The sequence below is a fragment of the Enterobacter sp. EC_50 genome, assembly GCF_019584525.1.
GTDB lineage: Bacteria > Pseudomonadota > Gammaproteobacteria > Enterobacterales > Enterobacteriaceae > Enterobacter > Enterobacter roggenkampii.
Genome location: NZ_VDAF01000003.1, coordinates 120,144 through 141,259, shown reverse-complemented (window position 1 = coordinate 141,259; position 21,116 = coordinate 120,144). Strand labels below are relative to the sequence as shown.

The window sequence follows — 21,116 nt, the reverse complement described above, 5'->3', positions numbered from 1 at the left end:
TATGATTAATCTGCGCTGACAAGAATGCCCTCTTCAGCGAACGCGGCCCGCAGGCGGCGCGCGAACTGGAGCGCATGCTCGCCATCGCCGTGTAAACATACCGTATCAGCCTGAACGTGCGCCGTTGTGCCATCCACGGCGGTCACTCGCCCGTAGCGCACCATCTCCAGCGTCTGCGCCAGCGCTTTCGCTTCATCGGTAATCAGCGCACCGGCTTGCGTGCGCGGAACCAGACTGCCGTCCGGCATGTATCCCCGATCGGCAAACACCTCCTGCCGCGTGGTCAGCCCCAGCCGTTCTCCGGCACGAATAAGCTCACTGCCCGCCAGGCCGACCAGAATCAGCTGCGGATTACAGTCCCGCACCGCACGGGCAATCGCCGCCGCCAGTACCGGGTCTTTTGCCGCCTGGTTATAGAGCATACCGTGCGGCTTCACGTGACGCAGTACGCCCTTCCCGGCGCGAACCATCGCCTCCAGCGCGCCAATCTGGTAGAGCACCTGCGCGTAGACCGTCTCAGGCGGCAGGTCCATCGCGGTGCGGCCAAAGTTATCCCGGTCAGGGAAGCTCGGGTGAGCGCCAATCGCCACGCCATTTTTGATGGCATGACGCACGCTCTCCAGCATGGTTTGCGCATCGCCCGCGTGAAAGCCGCAGGTAATATTGACCGAAGAGACCAGCGTCATTAGCGCCGCGTCGGCGCTGCCGCCCTCGCCCAGATCGGCGTTTAAATCAATCTTTACCATCGAGCCTCCACGCCAGCTGTTCGAGATAGCGCTGCTGATCCTGCCGCGCCTTTAGCGCTTCCTCCAGCGAACACTGCACGAAGTGAATCGGCTGACCGAGGGGAATTTGCGCCAGATGGTAGCGATCGGCTTCAATAATGCAGGCAATTCGCGGATAGCCCCCCGTCGTCTGCGCGTCGTTCATTAAGACGATCGGTTGCCCGTTGCCTGGAACCTGAATAACGCCGGGCAACAAACCGTGGGAGAGCAGTTCCCGGTCTGTGGTCCGGATCAGCGGCTGCCCCTGCAGACGATAGCCCATTCGGTTACTCTGCGGACTAAGCTTCCACGGCGCGCGCCAGAAAGACTCTTTTGAGGCCTCGTCGAACTCATGATATTCCGGCCCCGGTAAGGCGCGGATCTGGTTTCCCCAGAGAAGTTGTTTCACCCCCTGAGCCGTCGAGAAGTGACGCGAAGAGGGCTTAATCGCCAGTCGATCGCCATCGCGCAACAGACGTCCTTCGTGACCGCCTATCCCGGCTTTCTGATCGGTACTGGATGAGCCCAGCACCTCAGGCACATCAATGCCGCCAGCCACCGCGAGATAGCTACGCACGCCGTGCAGAGGACGCTTTAAGGTCAGGCGCTGCCCGGCTTTCGCCCGCAGACGCCAGCCGGTCCACACCGCTTTGCCGTCCAGCGTGGCATCACAGCCTGCGCCGGTGAGCGCGAACCAGGTCTCCTGACCAAACTCAATGACACACTGGCCGAGCGTAATTTCGAGCGCCGCCGTGCTGCCGGGGTTGCCCACCAGCACGTTAGCGATTTCCAGTGCTGGACGGTCCAGCGCGCCACAATAGCTCACGCCGGACTGGCGCATGCCAAAGCGCCCGGCATCCTGTACGGAGGTGTAAAGCCCGGCGCGAATAAGCGTTAACATACCCCCTCCTTCTGCGGGATAAAGCGAAGGGTGTCGCCCGGGCGCAGGAGTATTGGCGACGCCAGCGCGGGGTCAAATAACGGGGTGGCGGTATGCCCAATAAGCTGCCAACCACCGGGCGAAGCCAGCGGATATACGCCGGTCTGCTCGCCACCAATCGCGACCGTCCCCGCCGGTACGCTCAGGCGCGGTTCAGCGCGGCGCGGCGTATGCAGCCGGGGAGATAATCCCCCCAGATACGGGAATCCGGGCTGGAATCCCAGGAACCAGACGACGTAATCCACCGAACTGTGCAGCTCAACCACCTGCTTTTCGGTGAGCCCGCAATGGTCTGCGACCACACCAAGATCCGGTCCCCCCGTACCGCCATAAACGACCGGGATCTCAATGGCACGCGATTCCGGCTCCAGCGCCTCGCTCTCTTCCCACCAGCGCTGTAAACGCTCGATGGCATCCAGCGCCAGCGTATGCGGACTACGCAGCACCACCGTGATGTTATTCATCCCCGGAATGGCTTCAACCACGTCCGGCAGATCGACCAGACGCTGGGTTAGCCGCCAGATACGCTTTTGCGTGGCAAGGGTCACCGGCGGCTCGAGCTCCAGAACCACTGCCGTTTCTCCCAGAAGATAACAACGCGCTCGCTGCACTCAGGCACCTCTCATCAGGCCGGATTAGGGATATCAATAAAGGTTACATCCAGATCGGTATTTTCCGTCAGCCACTCGCTGAGGGCCCGAATGCCGCCGCGCTCGGTGGCATGATGACCGGCCGCGTAGAAATGCAGCCCCTGTTCACGCGCCGAGTGAATGGTCTGCTCGGAAACCTCGCCGGTGATAAAGGCATCAACACCGAAACGCGCGGCGCTGTCGATAAAGCCCTGCCCGCCCCCGGTGCACCAGGCAACGCGTTTTACCAGGTCCGCGCCCGTATCGCCGCACCACAGCGGGCGACGCCCCAGGCGCGCTTCAATCCACGAGGCCAGCTCCAGTCCGGGAACCGGCATCGCCAGCTCGCCCCACGGCACCAGCGGCTCGATTTCGCCCATTACGGTTATCCCCAACAGCTGCGCAAGCTGAACGTTGTTGCCCAGTTCCGGGTGTGCGTCCAGCGGCAGGTGGTAACCGTACAGGTTGATGTCATTTGCCAGCAACGTTTTCAGGCGGTTGCGCTTCATGCCGCGAATAATCGGTGATTCGTTTTTCCAGAAGTAGCCGTGATGGACAATCACCGCATCGGCTTCCTGACGGACAGCCTCGTCCAGCAGCGCCTGGCTTGCCGTGACGCCGGTGATAATTTTCTGCACCGTTTCGCGCCCTTCTACCTGCAGGCCATTTGGGCCGTAGTCGCTAAAGGAGGCGGTATTGAGTTTTTCGTTAATCAGGCGTTCCAGTTCACTGTTTTTCATCTTTATGCTCTCAAACTTTTCGGGCGGCTTCGTACGCCGCCAGCGTGGCGGTGCGCGCCTGTTTATGGTCAACAATCGGGCGGGGATAATCGAGCTTTACGCCCTGTTTATCCGCCCATGCCCACGGGTCGTGGATCGCTTTCGCAGGAACGTTCCTGAGCGCGGGCAACCAGCGGCGGATAAAGTCGCCGTTGGCATCAAATTTTTGCCCCTGAGTGGTCGGATTAAAAATCCTGAAATAGGGAGCCGCATCGGTGCCGGTAGAGGCCGCCCACTGCCAGCCGCCGTTATTCGCAGCGAGATCGCCGTCGATCAGCTGAGAGATAAAATAGCGCTCTCCGATACGCCAGTCGATAAGCAGATCCTTCACCAGAAAGCTGGCGGTAATCATTCGCAGGCGGTTGTGCATCCACCCGGTTTCATTCAGCTGGCGCATGGCGGCATCAACAATCGGATAGCCCGTTTCCCCTTTTTGCCAGGCCTGTAAACGTGCCGCATCGTGCTGCCATTTTACGTTGTCGGTCCAGGGGATGAACGGACGATGCTTACAGAGATCGGGATGATACGTCATCAGATGGCGATAGAATTCACGCCAGATGAGTTCGTTCAGCCACACCGAACCCGCCCCACCGTCCATCGCCTGCGGCTGCTCGGCCAGAAGACGATGTAAACACTGGCGAGGAGAGAGTACGCCCAGCGCCAGGCTTGCCGATAAGCGGCTTGTCCCTTCAATCGCCGGGAAATCCCTGCGCGCGTCGTACTCTCCCGCGCCCTGTTTGCAAAACTGGCGCAGCTTCGCCATTGCTGCCTTCTCGTTTGCGGGGAACAGAAGCTCATCGAATGCCTGTTGGGGATAGTTAAACGTTAATTCAGGCAGCGTGGTTATAGCTTCCCCTCTGGCTGCGGGTGCGGGTACGCACTCCGGCAGCGCCTCTTTCAGACGTTTAACAAAAGCATTTTTAAACGGTGTGAACACTTTATACATTTCATGGCCGCCGGTTATGACGCTGCCCGGTGCCAGCATTACGCTGTCATCAAATCCTTCACAAACCACCTCGCCCAGAATGTTCTCCAGTTGGCGATCCCGCAGCCGTTCGTTCAGCTCGTACTGGTAGTTATAAAAAAGATGCGTGACGCCGTTCTGCTGACATACCTCCCGCAACATCTTAAGCTGCGCGGCAAAGTCACTGACCTCTTTGTAGATCAGCGGGATACCTTTTTCAGCCAGTGAGTGTTGCAGATCGTTCAGATGCGATTTGAGGTAAGCCGCCTGCCGCGGGGCCATATCATGCTGCTGCCACTGTTCAGGCGTAGCGATAAAAAGCGCCAGCACGCTGGCGTCATCGGAACGGCAGGCTGCCGCGAGTGCGAAGTTGTCATGTACGCGCAGGTCCGCGCGAAACCAAACCAGATGGGTGGGCATAAAACTCCAGGCAAATATCCATTATGTCCGTAAGGGCATGCCGTAAAAGGAAAAAGCATGCATTGAACTACTTTGCCATGAAGTGTAGACGGGATGAAATAAAAAAGGCCGCCCAAGGCGGCCTTACAGACTGATGACAAGGTGCATGCTGTGCATTTCGCCCGGCGGCGCTACGCTTGCAAGGGCCTACAATGAAACATGCAATGCATTGATCTCTTTGCCCTGTGTTTGCCGGGTAAGCGCAGCGTCACCCGGCAAGAAAGACGGCAAATATGTGCCTGTAAACCCTGACGAGGGGCTATCGCTCCCCCGGCGTTTTTTTCTGGGTGTCGTCTTAGTATCAGTAAAAATCGCAGGTCGCTTTCTCGGCCTGATCCATCCACACCGGCTTCTCGCTGGTTTTCGCCCAGACGCGGTGCAGATAGCTATAAAAACGTGCACGATCTTTCCAGAACAGCATCACCGGCAGAGCCAGCACGCCAGCCACTACGGCGAAAGCGCGGCGCATGAACACGATATGAGCCGGAAACTCTTTATAAAGATCCATATTTTTCTCCCCTATAGTTGGCCGGAAACGTCATCCGGAAAATTCAAAATCTGTGACCTGGCTAAAATAATATCGCTTTGTTTGTAATTTTACTACTCATCCGACCACTTATTTTCGTCCGTTTAGCCAAAATTTACATTCACGCCGTAATTAAGTTACAAAAAAGTTAACGAATTACTTATCAATAGTTAAATTGTGGGCTTTGCCATTTTTATACTTTTTTTACACCCGCCCTTCTCATTTTTGCGAAATCTTTGCGCCATAAATCCTACCGTTAGCACAACAACAAAAGTCACCCGGAGGTGGATTGTGAGTGCAGGTCTTATTGCCGGCATCGTGCTGGTGTTCCTGTTATTGGGTTATCTGGTTTATGCCCTGATTAATGCGGAGGCATTCTGATGGCTGCTCAGGCGTTTTTGCTTATTGCCAGTTTCTTAGTGGTGTTGTTCGTCCTGGCAAGGCCACTGGGCTCGGGGCTGGCACGGCTCATCAATAACGTTCCCCTGCCCGGCACGGGAAGCGTTGAAAAAGGGATCTGGCGCGTACTGGGTATAGACGATCGGGAGATGAACTGGCGTGACTATCTGATCGCCATTCTGCTGCTGAATATCGTTGGCCTCATCGCGCTTTTTGCCATGCTGATGTTGCAGGGTGTCCTGCCTTTGAATCCGCAGCAGTTACCGGGCCTGTCCTGGCATCTCGCGCTAAACACGGCGGTCAGTTTTGTCACCAACACCAACTGGCAGTCCTATGCCGGTGAAACCACGCTCAGCTACTTCAGCCAGATGGTCGGGTTAACCGTGCAGAACTTCCTCTCTGCCGCCAGCGGTATTGCGGTGATCTTCGCGCTAACGCGGGCGTTTGCGCGCCAGAAAGTGAGCACGCTGGGTAACGCGTGGGTGGATCTGACGCGCATTACGCTGTGGATCCTGCTGCCGATTGCGCTGCTGATCGCGCTGTTCTTCATTCAGCAGGGCACCCTGCAAAACCTGCTGCCTTACGCACCTTATACCTCGCTGGAAGGCGCAAAACAGCTCCTGCCGATGGGGCCAGTGGCGTCGCAGGAAGCCATCAAAATGCTCGGAACGAACGGTGGCGGCTTCTTCAATGCCAACTCGTCGCACCCGTTCGAAAACCCGACCGCCCTGACCAATTTTGTGCAGATGCTGGCGATTTTCCTGATCCCCGCCGCGCTCTGCTTTGCCTTTGGCGACGTGGTCAACGATCGCCGTCAGGGGCGTACCCTGCTCTGGACCATGTCGCTTATTTTCGTGGTCTGTGTTGCGCTGGTGATGTGGGCCGAATGGCAGGGTAATCCGCACTTCCTCTCACTGGGTGCAGATAGCGCAATCAACATGGAAGGTAAAGAGAGCCGCTTTGGCATTCTCGCCAGCAGCCTGTATGCGGTGGTCACCACGGCAGCGTCGTGCGGGGCCGTCAATGCCATGCATGATTCCTTTACGGCGCTGGGCGGCATGATCCCGATGTGGCTGATGCAGATTGGTGAGGTGGTGTTTGGCGGCGTGGGCTCCGGTCTTTACGGCATGCTGCTGTTCGTGCTGCTGGCGGTGTTTATTGCCGGTCTGATGATTGGCCGCACCCCGGAGTATCTGGGTAAAAAGATCGACGTTCGCGAAATGAAATTAACCGCGCTGGCAATTCTGGTCACCCCGGCCCTCGTGCTGCTCGGCACCGCGCTGGCGTTGATGACCGAGGCTGGACGCAGCGGCATCTTTAACCCTGGCATTCACGGTTTTAGCGAAGTGCTGTATGCCGTCTCCTCTGCCGCCAACAACAACGGCAGCGCCTTTGCAGGCCTAAGCGCCAACTCTCCATTCTGGAACTGTCTGCTGGCGTTCTGCATGTTTGTGGGTCGCTTCGGGATCATTGTGCCGGTCATGGCGATAGCCGGATCGCTGGTGAACAAAAAAATCCAACCGACCACCACCGGAACGTTACCGACCCACGGCGCGCTGTTTATCGGCCTGCTGACGGGCACCGTGTTGCTGGTCGGCGCCCTGACCTTTATCCCCGCCCTCGCGTTAGGCCCGGTCGCGGAATACCTCTCTTTACGCTGATTTTGCGGAGAAATTGTCATGAGTCGTAAACAACTGGCCCTGTTCGAACCGTCATTAGTTCGCCAGGCGCTCATGGATGCGGTGAAAAAGCTGAGCCCGCGCGTGCAGTGGCACAACCCGGTGATGTTTATCGTCTGGGCGGGAAGCGTCCTGACCACCGCCCTGGCGATTGCCATGGGAACGGGCCATATGCCGGGAAATGCGATGTTTACCGGCGCCATCAGCCTGTGGCTGTGGTTTACCGTGCTGTTCGCCAACTTTGCGGAAGCGCTGGCGGAAGGCCGGAGCAAAGCCCAGGCCAACAGCCTGAAAGGGGTGAAAAAGACCGCCTTCGCACGCAAGCTACGTGAACCGAAGTACGGTGCCCAGATGGACCACGTTCCGGCAGATGAACTGCGTAAAGGCGATGTGGTGCTGGTGGAAGCCGGTGACATCATCCCTTGCGACGGCGAAGTTATTGAAGGGGGCGCATCGGTGGATGAGAGCGCTATTACCGGCGAATCCGCGCCGGTGATCCGTGAGTCCGGCGGCGATTTCGCCTCCGTGACGGGCGGGACGCGCATTCTCTCCGACTGGCTGGTGATCCAGTGCAGCGTTAACCCGGGTGAAACCTTCCTCGACCGGATGATCGCCATGGTGGAAGGCGCACAGCGCCGTAAAACGCCAAACGAGATTGCCCTGACCATCCTGCTGGTGGCCCTGACCATTGTCTTCCTGCTGGCAACCGCGACGCTGTGGCCGTTCTCTGCCTATGGCGGTACCGCGGTCACCGTCACGGTGCTGGTGGCGCTGCTGGTTTGTCTGATCCCCACCACCATCGGCGGCCTGCTGTCGGCCATCGGCGTGGCCGGCATGAGCCGTATGCTCGGTGCCAACGTCATCGCCACCAGCGGGCGTGCGGTAGAAGCCGCCGGTGACGTGGATGTGTTGCTGCTGGATAAAACCGGCACCATTACCCTCGGTAACCGCCAGGCGTCGGATTTCTTACCCGCCCCGGGCGTGGATGAAAAAACGCTGGCGGATGCCGCCCAGCTCTCCTCGCTTGCCGATGAAACCCCGGAAGGCCGCAGCATTGTGATCCTCGCCAAGCAGCGCTTTAACCTGCGCCAGCGCGACGTTCAGAGCCTGCACGCCACGTTCGTGCCCTTCACGGCGCAAACCCGCATGAGCGGCATTAACATTCAGGATCGCATGATCCGTAAAGGCTCGGTTGACGCCATCCGCCGCCACATCGAGGCCAACAACGGCCACTTCCCGCCGGAAGTGGACAGCCTGGTCGAAAGCGTGGCCCGTCAGGGGGCGACGCCGCTGGTGGTGGCCGAAGGCGCGCGCGTGCTCGGGGTCATTGCCCTGAAGGACATCGTCAAAGGCGGCATCAAAGAGCGCTTTGCCCAGCTGCGTAAAATGGGGATCAAAACGGTGATGATCACCGGGGATAACCGTCTTACCGCCGCGGCGATTGCTGCCGAAGCGGGCGTGGATGATTTCCTTTCCGAAGCCACACCGGAAGCCAAGCTGGCACTGATTCGTCAGTATCAGGCGGAAGGCCGTCTGGTGGCGATGACCGGCGACGGGACCAACGATGCTCCTGCCCTCGCGCAGGCCGACGTGGCGGTGGCGATGAACTCCGGTACCCAGGCCGCAAAAGAGGCGGGCAACATGGTCGACCTCGACTCTAACCCGACCAAGCTGATTGAAGTGGTGCACATCGGCAAGCAGATGCTGATGACGCGCGGTTCGCTGACCACGTTCAGTATCGCCAACGACGTGGCGAAGTATTTCGCCATCATTCCGGCCGCGTTTGCTGCGACCTATCCGCAATTAAACGCCCTGAACGTGATGCACCTGCACTCTCCGGCCTCGGCCATTCTGAGCGCAGTGATTTTTAACGCCCTGATTATTGTCTTCCTGATCCCGCTGGCGCTGAAGGGCGTGAGCTATAAGCCGCTCACGGCGGCCGCCATGCTGCGCCGCAACCTGTGGATTTACGGCCTGGGCGGGCTGGTGGTGCCTTTCATCGGTATCAAGGCTATCGACCTGCTGTTGACCCTGTTCGGGCTGGTTTAAAAGGTGAATCAAATGACGATGTTACGCCCCGCTATACTTTTGTTTATTCTGCTGTCTCTCATTACCGGCGGGCTGTACCCGCTGGTAACCACCGCGCTGGGCCAGTGGTGGTTTAAGGATCAGGCCAACGGCTCGCTGATTATACAAAACGGCGAAAACCGCGGTTCACGCCTGATTGGTCAGAACTTTACGGATGCTCGCTACTTCCAGGGACGCCCTTCCGCCACTGCCGAAAGCCCGTATAATCCGATGGCATCCGGCGGCAGTAACCTGGCGGGCAGCAACCCCGAGCTGGACAAAGCCGTCGCTGAGCGCGTGGCAGCCCTGCGCGCCGCGAATCCGCAGGCCAGCCGTGACGTTCCCGTGGAGCTGGTAACCGCCTCGGCCAGCGGACTGGACTACAGCCTGACGCCAGCAGCCGTGGCATGGCAGATCCCGCGCGTCGCCGCTGCCCGTCAGCTGACCGTCGAACAGGTGAGCCAGTTGGTGGCAGAGCACACGCAAAAGCCGCTGGTCAGCTTCATCGGCATGCCCGTGGTAAATATTGTTGAGCTGAATCTGGCGCTGGACGCGCTAAGGAAAAACTAAATGACCGACGAGCCCATGCGCCCGGATCCGGACAGGCTGCTCGAACAAACAGCTGAAGCCCATCGCGGCAAACTGAAAATTTTCTTCGGCGCCTGCGCGGGCGTCGGGAAAACCTTCGCCATGCTGACGGAAGCCCAGCGGCTTCGGGCGCAGGGGCTCGATATTCTGATCGGCGTGGTTGAAACCCACGGACGTAAAGAGACGGCATCACTGCTGAAGGGGCTGGCTACCCAGCCGCCCCGCCGCATCAGCCATCGCGGTCGGTTAGTCACCGAATTCGATCTCGATGCCGCCCTCGCCCGCCGTCCCGCCCTTATCCTGATGGACGAACTGGCGCACAGCAATGCGCCAGGCTCACGCCATCCCAAACGCTGGCAGGATGTTGAAGAGCTGCTCGAGGCCGGCATTGATGTGTTCACCACGGTTAACGTTCAGCATCTTGAAAGCCTGAACGACGTGGTCAGCGGCGTGACCGGCATTCAGGTGCGCGAGACGGTGCCCGACCCGTTCTTTGATTCTGCCGATGAGGTGGTGCTGGTTGACCTGCCTCCTGACGATTTGCGCCAGCGCCTGCACGAAGGCAAAGTCTATATCGCCGGCCAGGCCGAGCGCGCCATCGAACATTTCTTCCGTAAAGGCAACCTGATTGCCCTGCGCGAGCTGGCCCTGCGCCGAACCGCCGACCGGGTGGACGATCAGATGCGCGCCTGGCGCGATTTACAGGGACAGGAACGCGTCTGGCACACGCGGGACGCCATCCTGCTGTGCGTGGGCCACGGCAGCGGCAATGAAAAGCTTGTCCGCACCGCCGCGCGCCTGGCGGCCAAATTTGGCAGCGTCTGGCATGCGGTGTATGTTGAAACGCCGCAGCTGCACGCGCTGCCCGAAAACCAGCGTCGTGCGATCCTGAGCTCGCTGCGCCTGGCGCAGGAGCTGGGCGCGGAAACCGCCACCCTTTCCGATCCGCAGGAAGATAAAGCCATTCTGCGCTACGCGCGCGAGCATAACCTGGGGAAAATCGTCATCGGCCGTCGTCAGCATCGGCGCTGGTTTAGCCGAGAATCCTTTGCCGACAAGCTGGCCCGTCGCGCGCCGGATCTGGATCTGGTGATCGTGGCGCTGGATGACAAACCTACCCCCTTACCCAATCGCGCGCCGGACAGCCGTACCTTCAGCGATAAATGGCGCATTCAGCTTCGCGGCTGTCTCGTCGCCGTCGTGCTCTGCGCCCTGATTACCGTGATTGCCAGCCAGTGGCTGATTGCGTTTGATGCCGCCAACCTGGTGATGATCTACCTTTTGGGCGTGGTGGTGGTGGCGCTCTTCTACGGGCGCTGGCCGTCGGTCCTGGCGACGGTGATCAACGTCATCAGCTTCGATCTGTTCTTTATTGCCCCCCGCGGGACGCTGGCCGTCTCGGACGTACAGTACATCCTCACCTTTGCCGTCATGCTCACCGTCGGGCTGGTGATCGGCAATTTGACGGCGGGCGTGCGCTATCAGGCGCGCATCGCCCGCTATCGCGAACAGCGCACGCGCCATCTCTATGAGATGTCGAAATCGCTGGCGGTGGGCCGCACGCCGCTGGATATCGTGCAGACCAGCGAGCAGTTTATCCGCTCGACGTTTCATGCCAGCAACCTGATTTTACTCCCGGACGAACACGGCAAGCTGCGCCCGCTGACCTCCGCCACAGGCATGACGCCCTGGGACGAAGCCATCGCGCGCTGGAGCTTTGACAAAGGCTTACCGGCGGGCGCAGGGACCGACACCCTCCCCGGCGTGCCCTACCAAATTCTGCCCCTGCGCAGCGCCGATAAAAATCAGGGGCTGGTCATCGTGGAGCCTTCTAACCTGCGCCAGCTGATGATCCCCGAACAGCAGCGTTTACTGGAGACGTTTACGCTGCTGGTTGCCAGCGCGCTGGAACGACTGGCCCTCACCGCCAGCGAGGAACAGGCCCGGCTGGCGAGCGAGCGTGAAAGCATTCGTAACTCGCTGCTGGCGGCGCTGTCTCACGATCTGCGTACCCCGCTCACCGTCCTGTTTGGTCAGTCAGAAATTCTGACGCTGGACCTGGCGGCGGAAGGCTCTAAACATGCACTCCAGGCCAGCGAGATCCGCCAGCACGTGCTGAATACCACGCGCCTGGTGAATAACCTGCTCGACATGGCGCGTATCCAGTCGGGCGGATTTAACCTCAAAAAAGAGTGGCTCACGCTGGAAGAGGTGGTGGGCAGCGCGCTGAAAATGCTCGAACCCGGCCTGGGCGGGCGACATATTGCGCTGAACATGCCCGAGCCCCTGACCTTAATTCATGTTGATGGTCCGCTGTTTGAACGGGTGCTGATCAACCTGCTGGAAAATGCCGCCAAATATGCGGGCGCCAGCGCGCAGATTGGGGTGGATGCGACGGTGGACGACGGCGCGCTTCGCCTTAACGTCTGGGATACCGGCCCGGGCATTCCTGCCGGGCAGGAGTTGGCTATTTTCGAGAAATTCGCGCGCGGCAATAAGGAGTCGGCCATTCCGGGCGTGGGGCTGGGGCTGGCCATTTGCCAGGCGATCATTGACGTCCACGGCGGGGCCATTTCCGCGGAGAATCGTCCGGAAGGCGGTGCGCGTTTTTGTGTTACACTTCCTCTGGAAACCCCGCCAGAACTTAATGAATTACCAGAGGATTTGTGATCAACGTTCTGATTGTTGAAGATGAGATCGCCATTAGCCGTTTTCTGCGCGCTGCGCTGGAAGGAGACGGTCTGCGCGTCCATGATGCAGGTACGCTTCAGCGGGGGTTAATTGAAGCCGCCACCCGCAAGCCGGACCTGGTGATCCTCGATCTGGGTCTCCCGGACGGTGACGGCATCGATTTTATTCGTGAAGTCCGTCAGTGGAGCCAGATGCCGATCCTCGTGCTCTCCGCCCGTACTGAAGAGACGGATAAAATCGCCGCGCTGGATGCCGGGGCGGATGACTACCTGATTAAACCGTTTGGCATCGGCGAGCTACAGGCTCGCCTGCGCGTGGCGCTGCGTCGCCACAGCGCCACCACGCCTGCCGATCCAACCTACACGTTTGGGGATATCCGGGTTGACCTGGCCGCGCGGCGCATTGTGCGCGGCGAAGAGGAAATTCACCTCACGCCCATCGAATTTCGCCTGCTCGCCGTGCTGCTCAACAATCACGGCAAGGTTCTCACCCAGCGCCAGCTGTTAAGTCAGGTGTGGGGGCCCAACGCCGTGGAACATAGTCACTATTTACGCATATATATGGGGCACCTTCGTCAGAAACTCGAAGTCGACCCCGCTCGCCCTCGCCATTTATTAACTGAAACCGGTATCGGTTATCGGTTTATGCTCTGAATAACTATTCATTTTATTTTTTAAATAAAATAAAAACCTCTCAGAAAATATTTCATAAATAATCCAATCGATATTTTTTGGGTTATTTATGCCCATTTAAAACATTTGCAATACATCCTGTTAACCCGATATCAACAAATCAGAATTTTGATCTGAGATATTCATCAAAAACGACTATTTATTTCTAAAATGATCGGTTAACGGTGATCTCCTTCACAGTTAATCGCGTTTTCCTGGATAAAATGACCGTGCTTTCAATTACTGAAAGGAAAATAAATCATGGAAAACAACAATCGTTTAATGCCCCATATAAGGCGGACAACACATATCATGATGTTTGCCCACCGAAACTGCTTTGACTTTCATCTCTTTAATGCCCGGTAGTCCTTCGACTTCTGGCGCACTCACTTACAGGTTATCCTGAAACCTCTTATTTTACAGGCCATTGCCTGTGAACGCGTGCGCTCATTCATTTTGATTCAGACCCATCCGCACCGGGCGGACTGAATTTCAATCATCAAAAAAGCAATGTACTGATTTTAATCAGCGGCCACCCTTTGCTTTTTTTCCGGAAAATTATCGATTTCTTTTTTGCAAGAAATCGAGGGACGCTTATTACCTAAAATAAAGAGAGAAAGATGAAAAGTTTAAAAATCGCAGCCAGCCGCGCCTGTCCTGATTGCTTTACCACCCAGCGTGAACTGGTGGATGTCCGGGCCTCGGATTATATCGACGTTGCCGCTATTGTGCTGGCGGTCAGTGATATTACCGACGGCATACTGGAAGAAATAGAAGCCACCGGATTTGGCATTCCTGTTTTTGTCGCGACGCATAAAGAAGAATTCATTCCGGCAGATTATTTATCGCGCATTCATGGCGTATTTGAGTATTCAGACACCAGCAACGACTTTTATGGACGACAGCTGGAGGCGGCTGCCCTGAAGTATGAAACCCAGCTGCGTCCGCCGTTTTTCCGCGCCCTTGTCGACTATGTAAAACAGGGCAACAGCGCGTTTGACTGCCCGGGGCATCAGGGCGGCCAGTTCTTCCGCCGCCATCCTGCCGGTAATCAGTTCGTTGATTTCTTTGGCGAGACGCTTTTCCGCGCCGATCTGTGCAACGCCGACGTGGCAATGGGCGATCTGCTGATCCACGAAGGCGCGCCGTGCATCGCACAGCAGCATGCGGCGAAGGTCTTTAATGCCGATAAGACCTATTTCGTGCTCAACGGTACCTCGTCATCCAACAAAGTGGTGCTGAACGCCCTGCTCACCCCGGGCGACCTGGTGCTGTTCGACCGTAATAACCACAAATCCAACCATCACGGTGCCCTCCTCCAGGCAGGCGCAACGCCGGTCTATCTGGAAACCGCGCGCAACCCGTACGGCTTTATCGGCGGCATTGACGCCCACTGTTTTGAAGAAAGCTATCTTCGCGAGCTGGTGGCAGAAGTCGCACCCGGCCGTGCACGCGATGCGCGTCCGTTCCGTCTGGCGGTGATCCAGCTGGGCACCTACGATGGCACCATCTACAACGCCCGCCAGGTGGTGGATAAGATTGGGCACCTGTGTGATTACATCCTGTTTGACTCGGCCTGGGTGGGTTACGAGCAGTTTATTCCAATGATGGCCGACTGCTCGCCGCTGCTGCTGGAGCTGAACGAAAACGACCCGGGGATTTTGGTTACCCAGTCGGTGCATAAACAGCAGGCCGGCTTCTCCCAGACCTCGCAAATTCACAAGAAAGACAGCCACATCAAAGGTCAGCAGCGCTATGTCCCGCATAAGCGGCTGAATAATGCCTTTATGATGCACGCCTCCACCAGCCCGTTCTATCCGCTGTTTGCCGCGCTGGACATCAACGCCCGTATGCATGAAGGCCAGAGCGGCCGCAACATGTGGATGGACTGCGTGGTGAACGGGATTGAGGCGCGAAAACTAATCCTGGAGAACTGCCGGTATCTGCGCCCCTTCGTGCCGGAGACGGTGGATGGCCGTCCGTGGGAAAGCTGGGACACGGCGGAGATTGCGACCGATCTGCGCTTCTTCCACTTCGTACCGGGTGAAAACTGGCACGCTTTTGAAGGCTACGCCGAGCATCAGTATTTTATTGACCCGTGCAAGCTTCTGCTGACCACGCCGGGCATTAACGCCCGCACCGGGGAGTATGACGACTTCGGCGTGCCTGCCACCATCCTCGCCAACTTCCTGCGTGAAAACGGCATCGTGCCGGAGAAATGCGATCTCAACTCGATCCTGTTCCTGCTCACGCCTGCGGAAGATATGGGCAAGCTGCAGCAGCTGGTGGCGCAGCTGGTGCGTTTCGAAAAACTGCTCGAGAGCGATGCTCCATTAAAAGAGGTGCTGCCTTCCATCTGCAGACAACATCCGGAACGTTACGCGGATTACACCCTGCGCCAGATATGCCAGGAGATGCATGACCTGTACGCCCGTCACAATGTCAAACAGCTGCAGAAAGAGATGTTCCGCAAGTCTCACTTCCCGCGCGTGATGATGAACCCGCAGGACGCGAACTACGCCTATCTGCGCGGAGAAGTGGAACTGGTCTCCCTGCGCGACGCGGAAGGCCGCATCGCCGCGGAAGGCGCCCTCCCTTATCCACCGGGAGTATTGTGCGTGGTTCCAGGGGAGGTCTGGGGCGGCTCTGTGCTGCGCTACTTCGCCGCGCTGGAAGAAGGCATCAACCTGCTGCCGGGCTTCGCGCCGGAGCTGCAGGGTGTGTACGTCGAAGAGTGCGAGGGCCGCAAACAGGTTCGCTGTAACGTCATCAAACAACCCGCCGCTCAGTCCGCGCTGCTGAAAGGAGAGAAATTATGAGTAAGTCCAATAAGATGGGCGTGGTGCAGCTGACCATCCTCACCATGGTGAACATGATGGGTTCAGGGATCATTATGCTGCCCACCAAGCTTGCCGAAGTAGGAACCATTTCAATTATCTCCTGGCTGGTGACCGCCGTCGGCTCGATGGCGCTGGCATGGGCGTTTGCCAAGTGCGGGATGTTCAGCCGCAAGTCAGGCGGCATGGGGGGCTACGCCGAGTATGCCTTTGGCAAGTCGGGCAACTTTATGGCCAACTATACCTACGGGGTGTCACTGCTGATCGCCAACGTGGCGATTGCCATCTCCGCCGTGGGCTACGGTACGGAGCTGTTTGGCGCGACGCTTAGCCCGGTACAGATTGGCCTGGCCACCATCGGCGTGCTGTGGATCTGCACCGTGGCTAACTTTGGCGGGGCGCGTATCACCGGACAGCTCTCCAGCATCACCGTCTGGGGCGTGATTATTCCAGTCGTCGGCTTGTGCATCATCGGCTGGTTCTGGTTCAGCCCGACCCTGTACGCCAACTCCTGGAACCCGCACCATGTGCCGTTCTTCAGCGCAGTCGGCTCTTCTATCGCCATGACGCTCTGGGCCTTCCTGGGCCTGGAATCCGCCTGCGCCAACGCAGAAGTGGTTGATAACCCTGAAAAGAACGTGCCGATTGCGGTCCTCGGCGGTACGCTGGGCGCAGCGGTGATCTATATCGTCTCGACAAACGTCATCGCGGGCATCGTTCCGAACATGGATCTGGCCAACTCCACGGCGCCGTTCGGGCTGGCCTTCGCGCAGATGTTCACGCCGGAAGTCGGGAAAGTGATTATGGGTCTGATGGTCATGTCATGCTGCGGTTCACTGCTTGGCTGGCAATTCACCATCGCACAGGTATTTAAATCTTCGGCTGATGAAGGTTACTTCCCAAAAATCTTCTCCCGCGTCACCAAAGCCGATGCACCGGTGCAGGGCATGCTGGCGATTGTTATCTTCCAGAGCGGATTGTCGCTGATGACCATTAGCCCGTCGCTGAACAGCCAGTTCAACGTGCTGGTCAACCTGGCGGTGGTGACGAACATCATTCCGTATATTCTGTCGATGGCGGCGCTGGTGATTATTCAGAAGGTTGCGAAGGTGGATCCGCGCAAGGCGCGTGCGGCCAATATCGTGGCGCTGATTGGCGCAATCTACAGCTTCTATGCGCTCTATTCCTCCGGACAGGAAGCGATGCTGTATGGTGCGATGGTGACCTTTATGGGCTGGACGCTGTACGGTCTGGTGTCACCACGGTTTGAATTGAAGAATAAGCACAGTTGAAAAAAAGCCCGGTGGCGCTAGCGCTTACCGGGCCTACGATCGTTGTTGTAGGCCGGGCAAACGCAGTGCCGCCCGGCACACAAACCGCACTTACGCGTTTTTCAGCACTTCGCTGACAATCTCTACCGCTTCTTTCTCAATCTGCTGACGATGCTCAGCGCCGAGGAAGCTTTCGCAATAGATTTTATACGCATCTTCCGTACCGGATGGACGCGCAGCGAACCAGCCGTTTTCGGTCATCACTTTCAGACCACCAATAGACGCACCGTTACCCGGTGCCGCCGTCAGACGCGCGGTGATCGGATCGCCCGCCAGGGTGCTTGCACTGACCATCTCCGGAGAGAGTTTGGACAGGGCCGCTTTCTGGGCAGACGTTGCGCTGGCCTGAATACGGTTATAGCTTGGCGCACCAAAGCGTGCTGCCAGGTCGTTGTAATGTTCCTGCGGGTTTTTACCGGTGACCGCGGTGATTTCCGCCGCCAGCAGGCACATGATGATGCCGTCTTTATCGGTTGACCACGGCGTGCCGTCGAAGCGCAGGAAAGAGGCCCCCGCGCTCTCTTCACCACCGAAGCCAAAGCTGCCGTCGTGCAGACCGTCAACAAACCATTTGAAGCCCACAGGTACTTCCACCAGCTTGCGGCCCAGCGCCTCGACCACGCGGTCGATCATCGCGGAGGACACCAGCGTTTTACCGACAGCCACCTCTTTGCCCCACTGCGGACGGTGCTGGAACAGGTAGTTGATCGCAACAGCCAGATAGTGGTTCGGGTTCATCAGCCCGGCAGGAGTGACGATACCGTGACGGTCGTAATCCGGGTCGTTCGCAAACGCCAGATCGAATTTATCACGCAGCGCCAGCAGGCCCGCCATCGCGCACTCGGAGGAGCAGTCCATACGGATCGCGCCGTCTTTGTCCAGGTGCATAAAACGGAAGGTCTGATCGACGTGATCGTTCACGATGGTCAGATCCAGCTTGTAGTGCTCGGCAATACGTTTCCAGTATTCAATACCGGAGCCGCCCAGCGGATCCACACCCAGCTTCAGGCCGGCTTTCTGGATGGCCGCCATATCGACGATCTCCGCCAGCCCTTCCACGAACGGCTGAACCAGATCCTGCTCTTTTACGTGGCCGGACGCCATGGCCGCATCCAGAGAGATGCGCTTCACGCCTTTCAGGCCGTCAGCCAGCAGGGCGTTCGCACGATCTTCCACCACTTTGGTGACGTTGGTGTCTGCCGGGCCACCGTTAGGCGGGTTGTATTTGATGCCGCCGTCTTCCGGCGGGTTGTGGGATGGCGTGATCACGATACCGTCAGCCAGCGCGCCACCTTTTTTGTTGTGCACCAGGATGGCGTTAGAGACCGCAGGCGTTGGGGTGAAGCCGTTGTTCTCCTGAACAATCACATCGACGCCGTTCGCAGTCAGAACTTCCAGCACGGAGATAAAGGCCGGTTCAGACAGCGCATGGGTATCTTTCCCCACGTAGCACGGACCGGTAACGCCATTTTTAGCGCGCTCTTCCGCAATGGCCTGAGCAATGGCCAGAATGTGCGGTTCGTTAAAGCTGTGGCGAGCCGCGCTGCCGCGGTGACCAGATGTACCAAACTTCACTGCGTGTTCTGCGTTGCCCACGACCGGCTTCAGCACGTAATACTGCGCGGTCAGCTGAGCGACGTTAATCAAATCGCTTTGTTGTGCAGGTTGGCCTGCACGGCTGTGATTTGCCATTACCGGGTCCTTCTGATGCAAGGGTTAAATTGTACCGCAAACCTTCTCAATCAATTCCGCCGGGAACTGCATGGACTGCATGATGTGTTCAATCATGCTGCACTTGCGGCCCGTATTGGTATTGGTGATCACCCAGTATGGGGTGCCAGGAACATGTTTGGGTTTGGTTTGATTGCCATTTTGCAGCAGCGTCTGCTCGTCGCCCGCGAAGTAGACGCGAGTACGACCGTGCAGCGACTCGGTCGCTTCAGCAAACGCTTTGTTATCCAGTGAATAAAGTGTAGACAGCACCAGCATAAAGCGGTTAACCGCCTTTTTTTGCTCCGCATATTCATCGGAAAGCAGCAGCTCGCGCATCGCGCGCACTTTATCTTTTGCCGGTGTCACGGCAGGTTTTGCTTGTGCAACAACGCTTGGCTGAGACACGACATCTTTGGTGACTGGGGTAGCAGGCTGTGAAGCGGCGGAAATTTTAAGCATGCGCCGTAAAATGTCGGACGCGCTCTCCCCGATATGCCGCGTCTGGCTGGCAATATACTGATAGAGTTCGTCATCAACTTCGATTGTTTTCATCTTAATCCAGTGCGATATCTTATCTGAATACAAGTCATTGGGATTATAAGGTCAAATCCCAACAGCGGATAGCGTCAAACCAGGTTGGCGGCAAAAGTCAGATTAAACTGGAACCTTGCAGCCGGGCGGCAGAATGGTCAACATGATACCCTAACCTGACATACGTAAAAAAAGAACTTTGCCATGAAATTGAATACCCGAGCGCAAACTGCACAATCGCCGAACAATAATTCTCCCATCGTACTGGTTCACGGGCTTTTTGGCAGCCTGGATAACCTGGGCGTGCTGGCGCGCGATCTGGTTACCGACCACGATATTCTTCAGGTTGATATGCGCAATCACGGTCTTTCCGGCCGTTCCGACGAGATGACCTACGCCGCGATGGCGCAGGATCTGCTGGATACGCTGGATGCCAACGACTTGCAAAAGGTGACCCTCATCGGGCATTCAATGGGCGGTAAAGCGGTGATGGCCCTGACGGCGCTGGCCCCGGAGCGTATTAACGGCCTGGTGGTGATTGATGTTGCGCCCGTGGATTACGACGTCCGCCGTCACGACGAAATTTTTGCCGCCATCAATGCGGTCACCGAGGCGGGTGCCGCGACGCGTCAGCAGGCAGCTACCGTCATGCGTGAGCATCTTGATGAAGAAGGCGTCGTCCAGTTCCTGCTGAAGTCGTTTGTTGACGGGCAATGGCGTTTTAACGTGCCGGTGCTCTGGAACCAGTACAACAATATTGTGGGCTGGCAAACCGTACCCGCCTGGCCACACCCTACCCTCTTTATTCGCGGCGGCAACTCCCCTTACGTTACCGACGCGTACCGCGACGCCATACTGGCGCAATTCCCGCAGGCTCGCGCCCACGTCATTGCCGGAGCCGGACACTGGGTGCATGCGGAAAAACCTGACGCCGTGCTGCGCGCCATTCGCCGCTATCTTGCTGATACTGCAAATTGATTAAAAAGAGAGCGACTGGAAGGCTGCGGGCTTCCAGTCGTTGGCGCGCCGTTTTTGGTGATGTATGATGGCGCGCTTATCGCCCGGGCATTAGCAGGGCGGCGTGTTTCCCCCGAAGTCTCAGAATCATGGCCAAAGAACAAACGGACCGTACGACACTAGATCTGTTCGCGAATGAGCGTCGCCCGGGACGACCGAAGACGAATCCGCTTTCGCGCGATGAACAGCTGCGTATCAATAAACGCAATCAGCTTAAACGCGATAAAAATCGTGGGCTTAAGCGTGTCGAACTGAAGCTCAACGCCGACGCGGTCGATGCGCTTAACGAGCTGGCCGACGCGCGAAATATTAGCCGCAGCGAGCTCATTGAAGAGATGTTGATCGCCCAGCTTGAGATGCTGCGCAGCCAGGCATAAGTCTGAAAATTCCCTTAATTACCCTTTTCATGTAGCACAGAGTGCAGTCCTGCGCGATAGCTGTTTCCGCAGGGTTGCCAGTTCTGCTATTATTGCCCTTATCCGTGGCCGAATTGCGCCACCATACTATTAAGTTTCAAGAGGTTATTTTACT

19 protein-coding genes are annotated in these 21,116 nt (G+C 57.7%); 11 read left to right on the top strand and 8 right to left on the bottom strand.

Going from position 1 to position 21,116, the window contains the following annotated elements; genetic code table 11:
- Positions 1-5: 5 nt before the first annotated feature.
- The 6 genes from pxpA to FHC48_RS03955 form a co-directional block, all read right to left on the bottom strand.
- Entirely contained in the window at positions 6-746 is a 741-nt protein-coding gene (gene pxpA, locus FHC48_RS03980; RefSeq protein ID WP_220418765.1) for a 5-oxoprolinase subunit PxpA, read from the bottom strand.
- A complete protein-coding gene (gene pxpC, locus FHC48_RS03975; RefSeq protein ID WP_021241019.1) occupies positions 733-1,665 on the bottom strand; it encodes a 5-oxoprolinase subunit PxpC in 933 nt (310 codons plus the stop codon). The genes pxpA and pxpC overlap by 14 nt, the downstream gene beginning before the upstream one ends.
- Positions 1,659-2,315 carry a 5-oxoprolinase subunit PxpB gene (gene pxpB / locus FHC48_RS03970; RefSeq protein ID WP_021241020.1) on the bottom strand — a complete coding sequence of 219 codons (657 nt, stop codon included), beginning with the start codon at positions 2,313-2,315 and terminating at the stop codon, positions 1,659-1,661. Before pxpB ends, pxpC begins: the two co-directional genes overlap by 7 nt.
- A gap of 14 nt (positions 2,316-2,329) precedes the next feature.
- On the bottom strand, positions 2,330-3,073 hold the full coding sequence (locus FHC48_RS03965) for a type 2 GTP cyclohydrolase I (RefSeq protein ID WP_021241021.1): 744 nt from the start codon (positions 3,071-3,073) through the stop codon (positions 2,330-2,332).
- Between the two features lie 10 nt (positions 3,074-3,083).
- The gene (phrB, locus tag FHC48_RS03960; RefSeq protein ID WP_059365175.1) at positions 3,084-4,496 is read right to left on the bottom strand and encodes a deoxyribodipyrimidine photo-lyase; all 1,413 of its coding nucleotides are present in this window, start codon (positions 4,494-4,496) and stop codon (positions 3,084-3,086) included.
- 340 nt (positions 4,497-4,836) lie between these two features.
- Positions 4,837-5,043, bottom strand: a complete 207-nt coding sequence (locus FHC48_RS03955) for a YbfA family protein (RefSeq protein ID WP_008501079.1) — start codon at positions 5,041-5,043, stop codon at positions 4,837-4,839.
- A 309-nt stretch (positions 5,044-5,352) separates the two neighbouring features.
- Here FHC48_RS03955 and kdpF point away from each other — a divergent pair, with 309 nt between their 5' ends.
- The 9 genes from kdpF to potE all read left to right on the top strand — a co-directional run bounded on the left by kdpF (position 5,353) and on the right by potE (position 17,285).
- Positions 5,353-5,442, top strand: a complete 90-nt coding sequence (kdpF, locus tag FHC48_RS03950) for a K(+)-transporting ATPase subunit F (RefSeq protein ID WP_014069365.1) — start codon at positions 5,353-5,355, stop codon at positions 5,440-5,442.
- On the top strand, positions 5,442-7,121 hold the full coding sequence (gene kdpA, locus FHC48_RS03945; RefSeq protein ID WP_045352572.1) for a potassium-transporting ATPase subunit KdpA: 1,680 nt from the start codon (positions 5,442-5,444) through the stop codon (positions 7,119-7,121). Before kdpF ends, kdpA begins: the two co-directional genes overlap by 1 nt.
- 18 nt (positions 7,122-7,139) lie before the next feature.
- Entirely contained in the window at positions 7,140-9,188 is a 2,049-nt protein-coding gene (gene kdpB / locus FHC48_RS03940) for a potassium-transporting ATPase subunit KdpB (protein WP_023326916.1), read from the top strand.
- Positions 9,189-9,200: 12 nt separating this feature from the next.
- A complete protein-coding gene (kdpC, locus tag FHC48_RS03935; protein ID WP_023326915.1) occupies positions 9,201-9,776 on the top strand; it encodes a potassium-transporting ATPase subunit KdpC in 576 nt (191 codons plus the stop codon).
- Positions 9,777-12,464 (top strand): two-component system sensor histidine kinase KdpD, encoded by a 2,688-nt coding sequence (gene kdpD, locus FHC48_RS03930; protein WP_059365173.1) that lies wholly within the window; start codon positions 9,777-9,779, stop codon positions 12,462-12,464.
- The gene (kdpE, locus tag FHC48_RS03925) at positions 12,461-13,138 is read left to right on the top strand and encodes a two-component system response regulator KdpE (RefSeq protein WP_008501074.1); all 678 of its coding nucleotides are present in this window, start codon (positions 12,461-12,463) and stop codon (positions 13,136-13,138) included. The genes kdpD and kdpE overlap by 4 nt, the downstream gene beginning before the upstream one ends.
- Before the next feature lie 279 nt (positions 13,139-13,417).
- Complete coding sequence (gene speFL / locus FHC48_RS03920; protein WP_003858645.1) at positions 13,418-13,522, top strand: leader peptide SpeFL; 105 nt, start codon at positions 13,418-13,420, stop codon at positions 13,520-13,522.
- A gap of 254 nt (positions 13,523-13,776) precedes the next feature.
- Positions 13,777-15,975 (top strand): ornithine decarboxylase SpeF, encoded by a 2,199-nt coding sequence (gene speF, locus FHC48_RS03915; protein WP_059365172.1) that lies wholly within the window; start codon positions 13,777-13,779, stop codon positions 15,973-15,975.
- Positions 15,972-17,285 (top strand): putrescine-ornithine antiporter, encoded by a 1,314-nt coding sequence (gene potE / locus FHC48_RS03910; RefSeq protein WP_008501072.1) that lies wholly within the window; start codon positions 15,972-15,974, stop codon positions 17,283-17,285. The genes speF and potE overlap by 4 nt, the downstream gene beginning before the upstream one ends.
- A gap of 90 nt (positions 17,286-17,375) precedes the next feature.
- Here the strand turns inward: potE and pgm are convergent, their stop codons facing one another.
- Both pgm and seqA read right to left on the bottom strand, forming a co-directional pair.
- Complete coding sequence (gene pgm / locus FHC48_RS03905) at positions 17,376-19,016, bottom strand: phosphoglucomutase (alpha-D-glucose-1,6-bisphosphate-dependent) (protein ID WP_023343591.1); 1,641 nt, start codon at positions 19,014-19,016, stop codon at positions 17,376-17,378.
- A 24-nt stretch (positions 19,017-19,040) separates the two neighbouring features.
- Positions 19,041-19,589: a replication initiation negative regulator SeqA gene (gene seqA / locus FHC48_RS03900; protein WP_008501070.1), complete on the bottom strand. Its 549-nt coding sequence runs from the start codon at positions 19,587-19,589 to the stop codon at positions 19,041-19,043.
- A 183-nt stretch (positions 19,590-19,772) separates the two neighbouring features.
- Between seqA and ybfF the strand changes: the two genes are divergently transcribed.
- Both ybfF and ybfE read left to right on the top strand, forming a co-directional pair.
- Positions 19,773-20,546, top strand: a complete 774-nt coding sequence (gene ybfF, locus FHC48_RS03895; protein ID WP_059365171.1) for an esterase — start codon at positions 19,773-19,775, stop codon at positions 20,544-20,546.
- Between the two features lie 128 nt (positions 20,547-20,674).
- Positions 20,675-20,962, top strand: a complete 288-nt coding sequence (gene ybfE, locus FHC48_RS03890) for a LexA regulated protein (RefSeq protein WP_008501068.1) — start codon at positions 20,675-20,677, stop codon at positions 20,960-20,962.
- Positions 20,963-21,116 lie beyond the last annotated feature (154 nt).

Coding starts and splice junctions, on each gene's coding strand:
- pgm (WP_023343591.1), bottom strand. CDS start 19,016: ATGGCAAATCACAGCCGTGCAGGCCAACCTGCACAACAAAGCGATTTG.
- ybfF (WP_059365171.1), top strand. CDS start 19,773: ATGAAATTGAATACCCGAGCGCAAACTGCACAATCGCCGAACAATAAT.
- kdpC (WP_023326915.1), top strand. CDS start 9,201: ATGACGATGTTACGCCCCGCTATACTTTTGTTTATTCTGCTGTCTCTC.
- FHC48_RS03965 (WP_021241021.1), bottom strand. CDS start 3,073: ATGAAAAACAGTGAACTGGAACGCCTGATTAACGAAAAACTCAATACC.
- kdpA (WP_045352572.1), top strand. CDS start 5,442: ATGGCTGCTCAGGCGTTTTTGCTTATTGCCAGTTTCTTAGTGGTGTTG.
- pxpC (WP_021241019.1), bottom strand. CDS start 1,665: ATGTTAACGCTTATTCGCGCCGGGCTTTACACCTCCGTACAGGATGCC.
- potE (WP_008501072.1), top strand. CDS start 15,972: ATGAGTAAGTCCAATAAGATGGGCGTGGTGCAGCTGACCATCCTCACC.
- FHC48_RS03955 (WP_008501079.1), bottom strand. CDS start 5,043: ATGGATCTTTATAAAGAGTTTCCGGCTCATATCGTGTTCATGCGCCGC.
- pxpA (WP_220418765.1), bottom strand. CDS start 746: ATGGTAAAGATTGATTTAAACGCCGATCTGGGCGAGGGCGGCAGCGCC.
- kdpD (WP_059365173.1), top strand. CDS start 9,777: ATGACCGACGAGCCCATGCGCCCGGATCCGGACAGGCTGCTCGAACAA.
- speFL (WP_003858645.1), top strand. CDS start 13,418: ATGGAAAACAACAATCGTTTAATGCCCCATATAAGGCGGACAACACAT.
- seqA (WP_008501070.1), bottom strand. CDS start 19,589: ATGAAAACAATCGAAGTTGATGACGAACTCTATCAGTATATTGCCAGC.
- ybfE (WP_008501068.1), top strand. CDS start 20,675: ATGGCCAAAGAACAAACGGACCGTACGACACTAGATCTGTTCGCGAAT.
- kdpB (WP_023326916.1), top strand. CDS start 7,140: ATGAGTCGTAAACAACTGGCCCTGTTCGAACCGTCATTAGTTCGCCAG.
- phrB (WP_059365175.1), bottom strand. CDS start 4,496: ATGCCCACCCATCTGGTTTGGTTTCGCGCGGACCTGCGCGTACATGAC.
- speF (WP_059365172.1), top strand. CDS start 13,777: ATGAAAAGTTTAAAAATCGCAGCCAGCCGCGCCTGTCCTGATTGCTTT.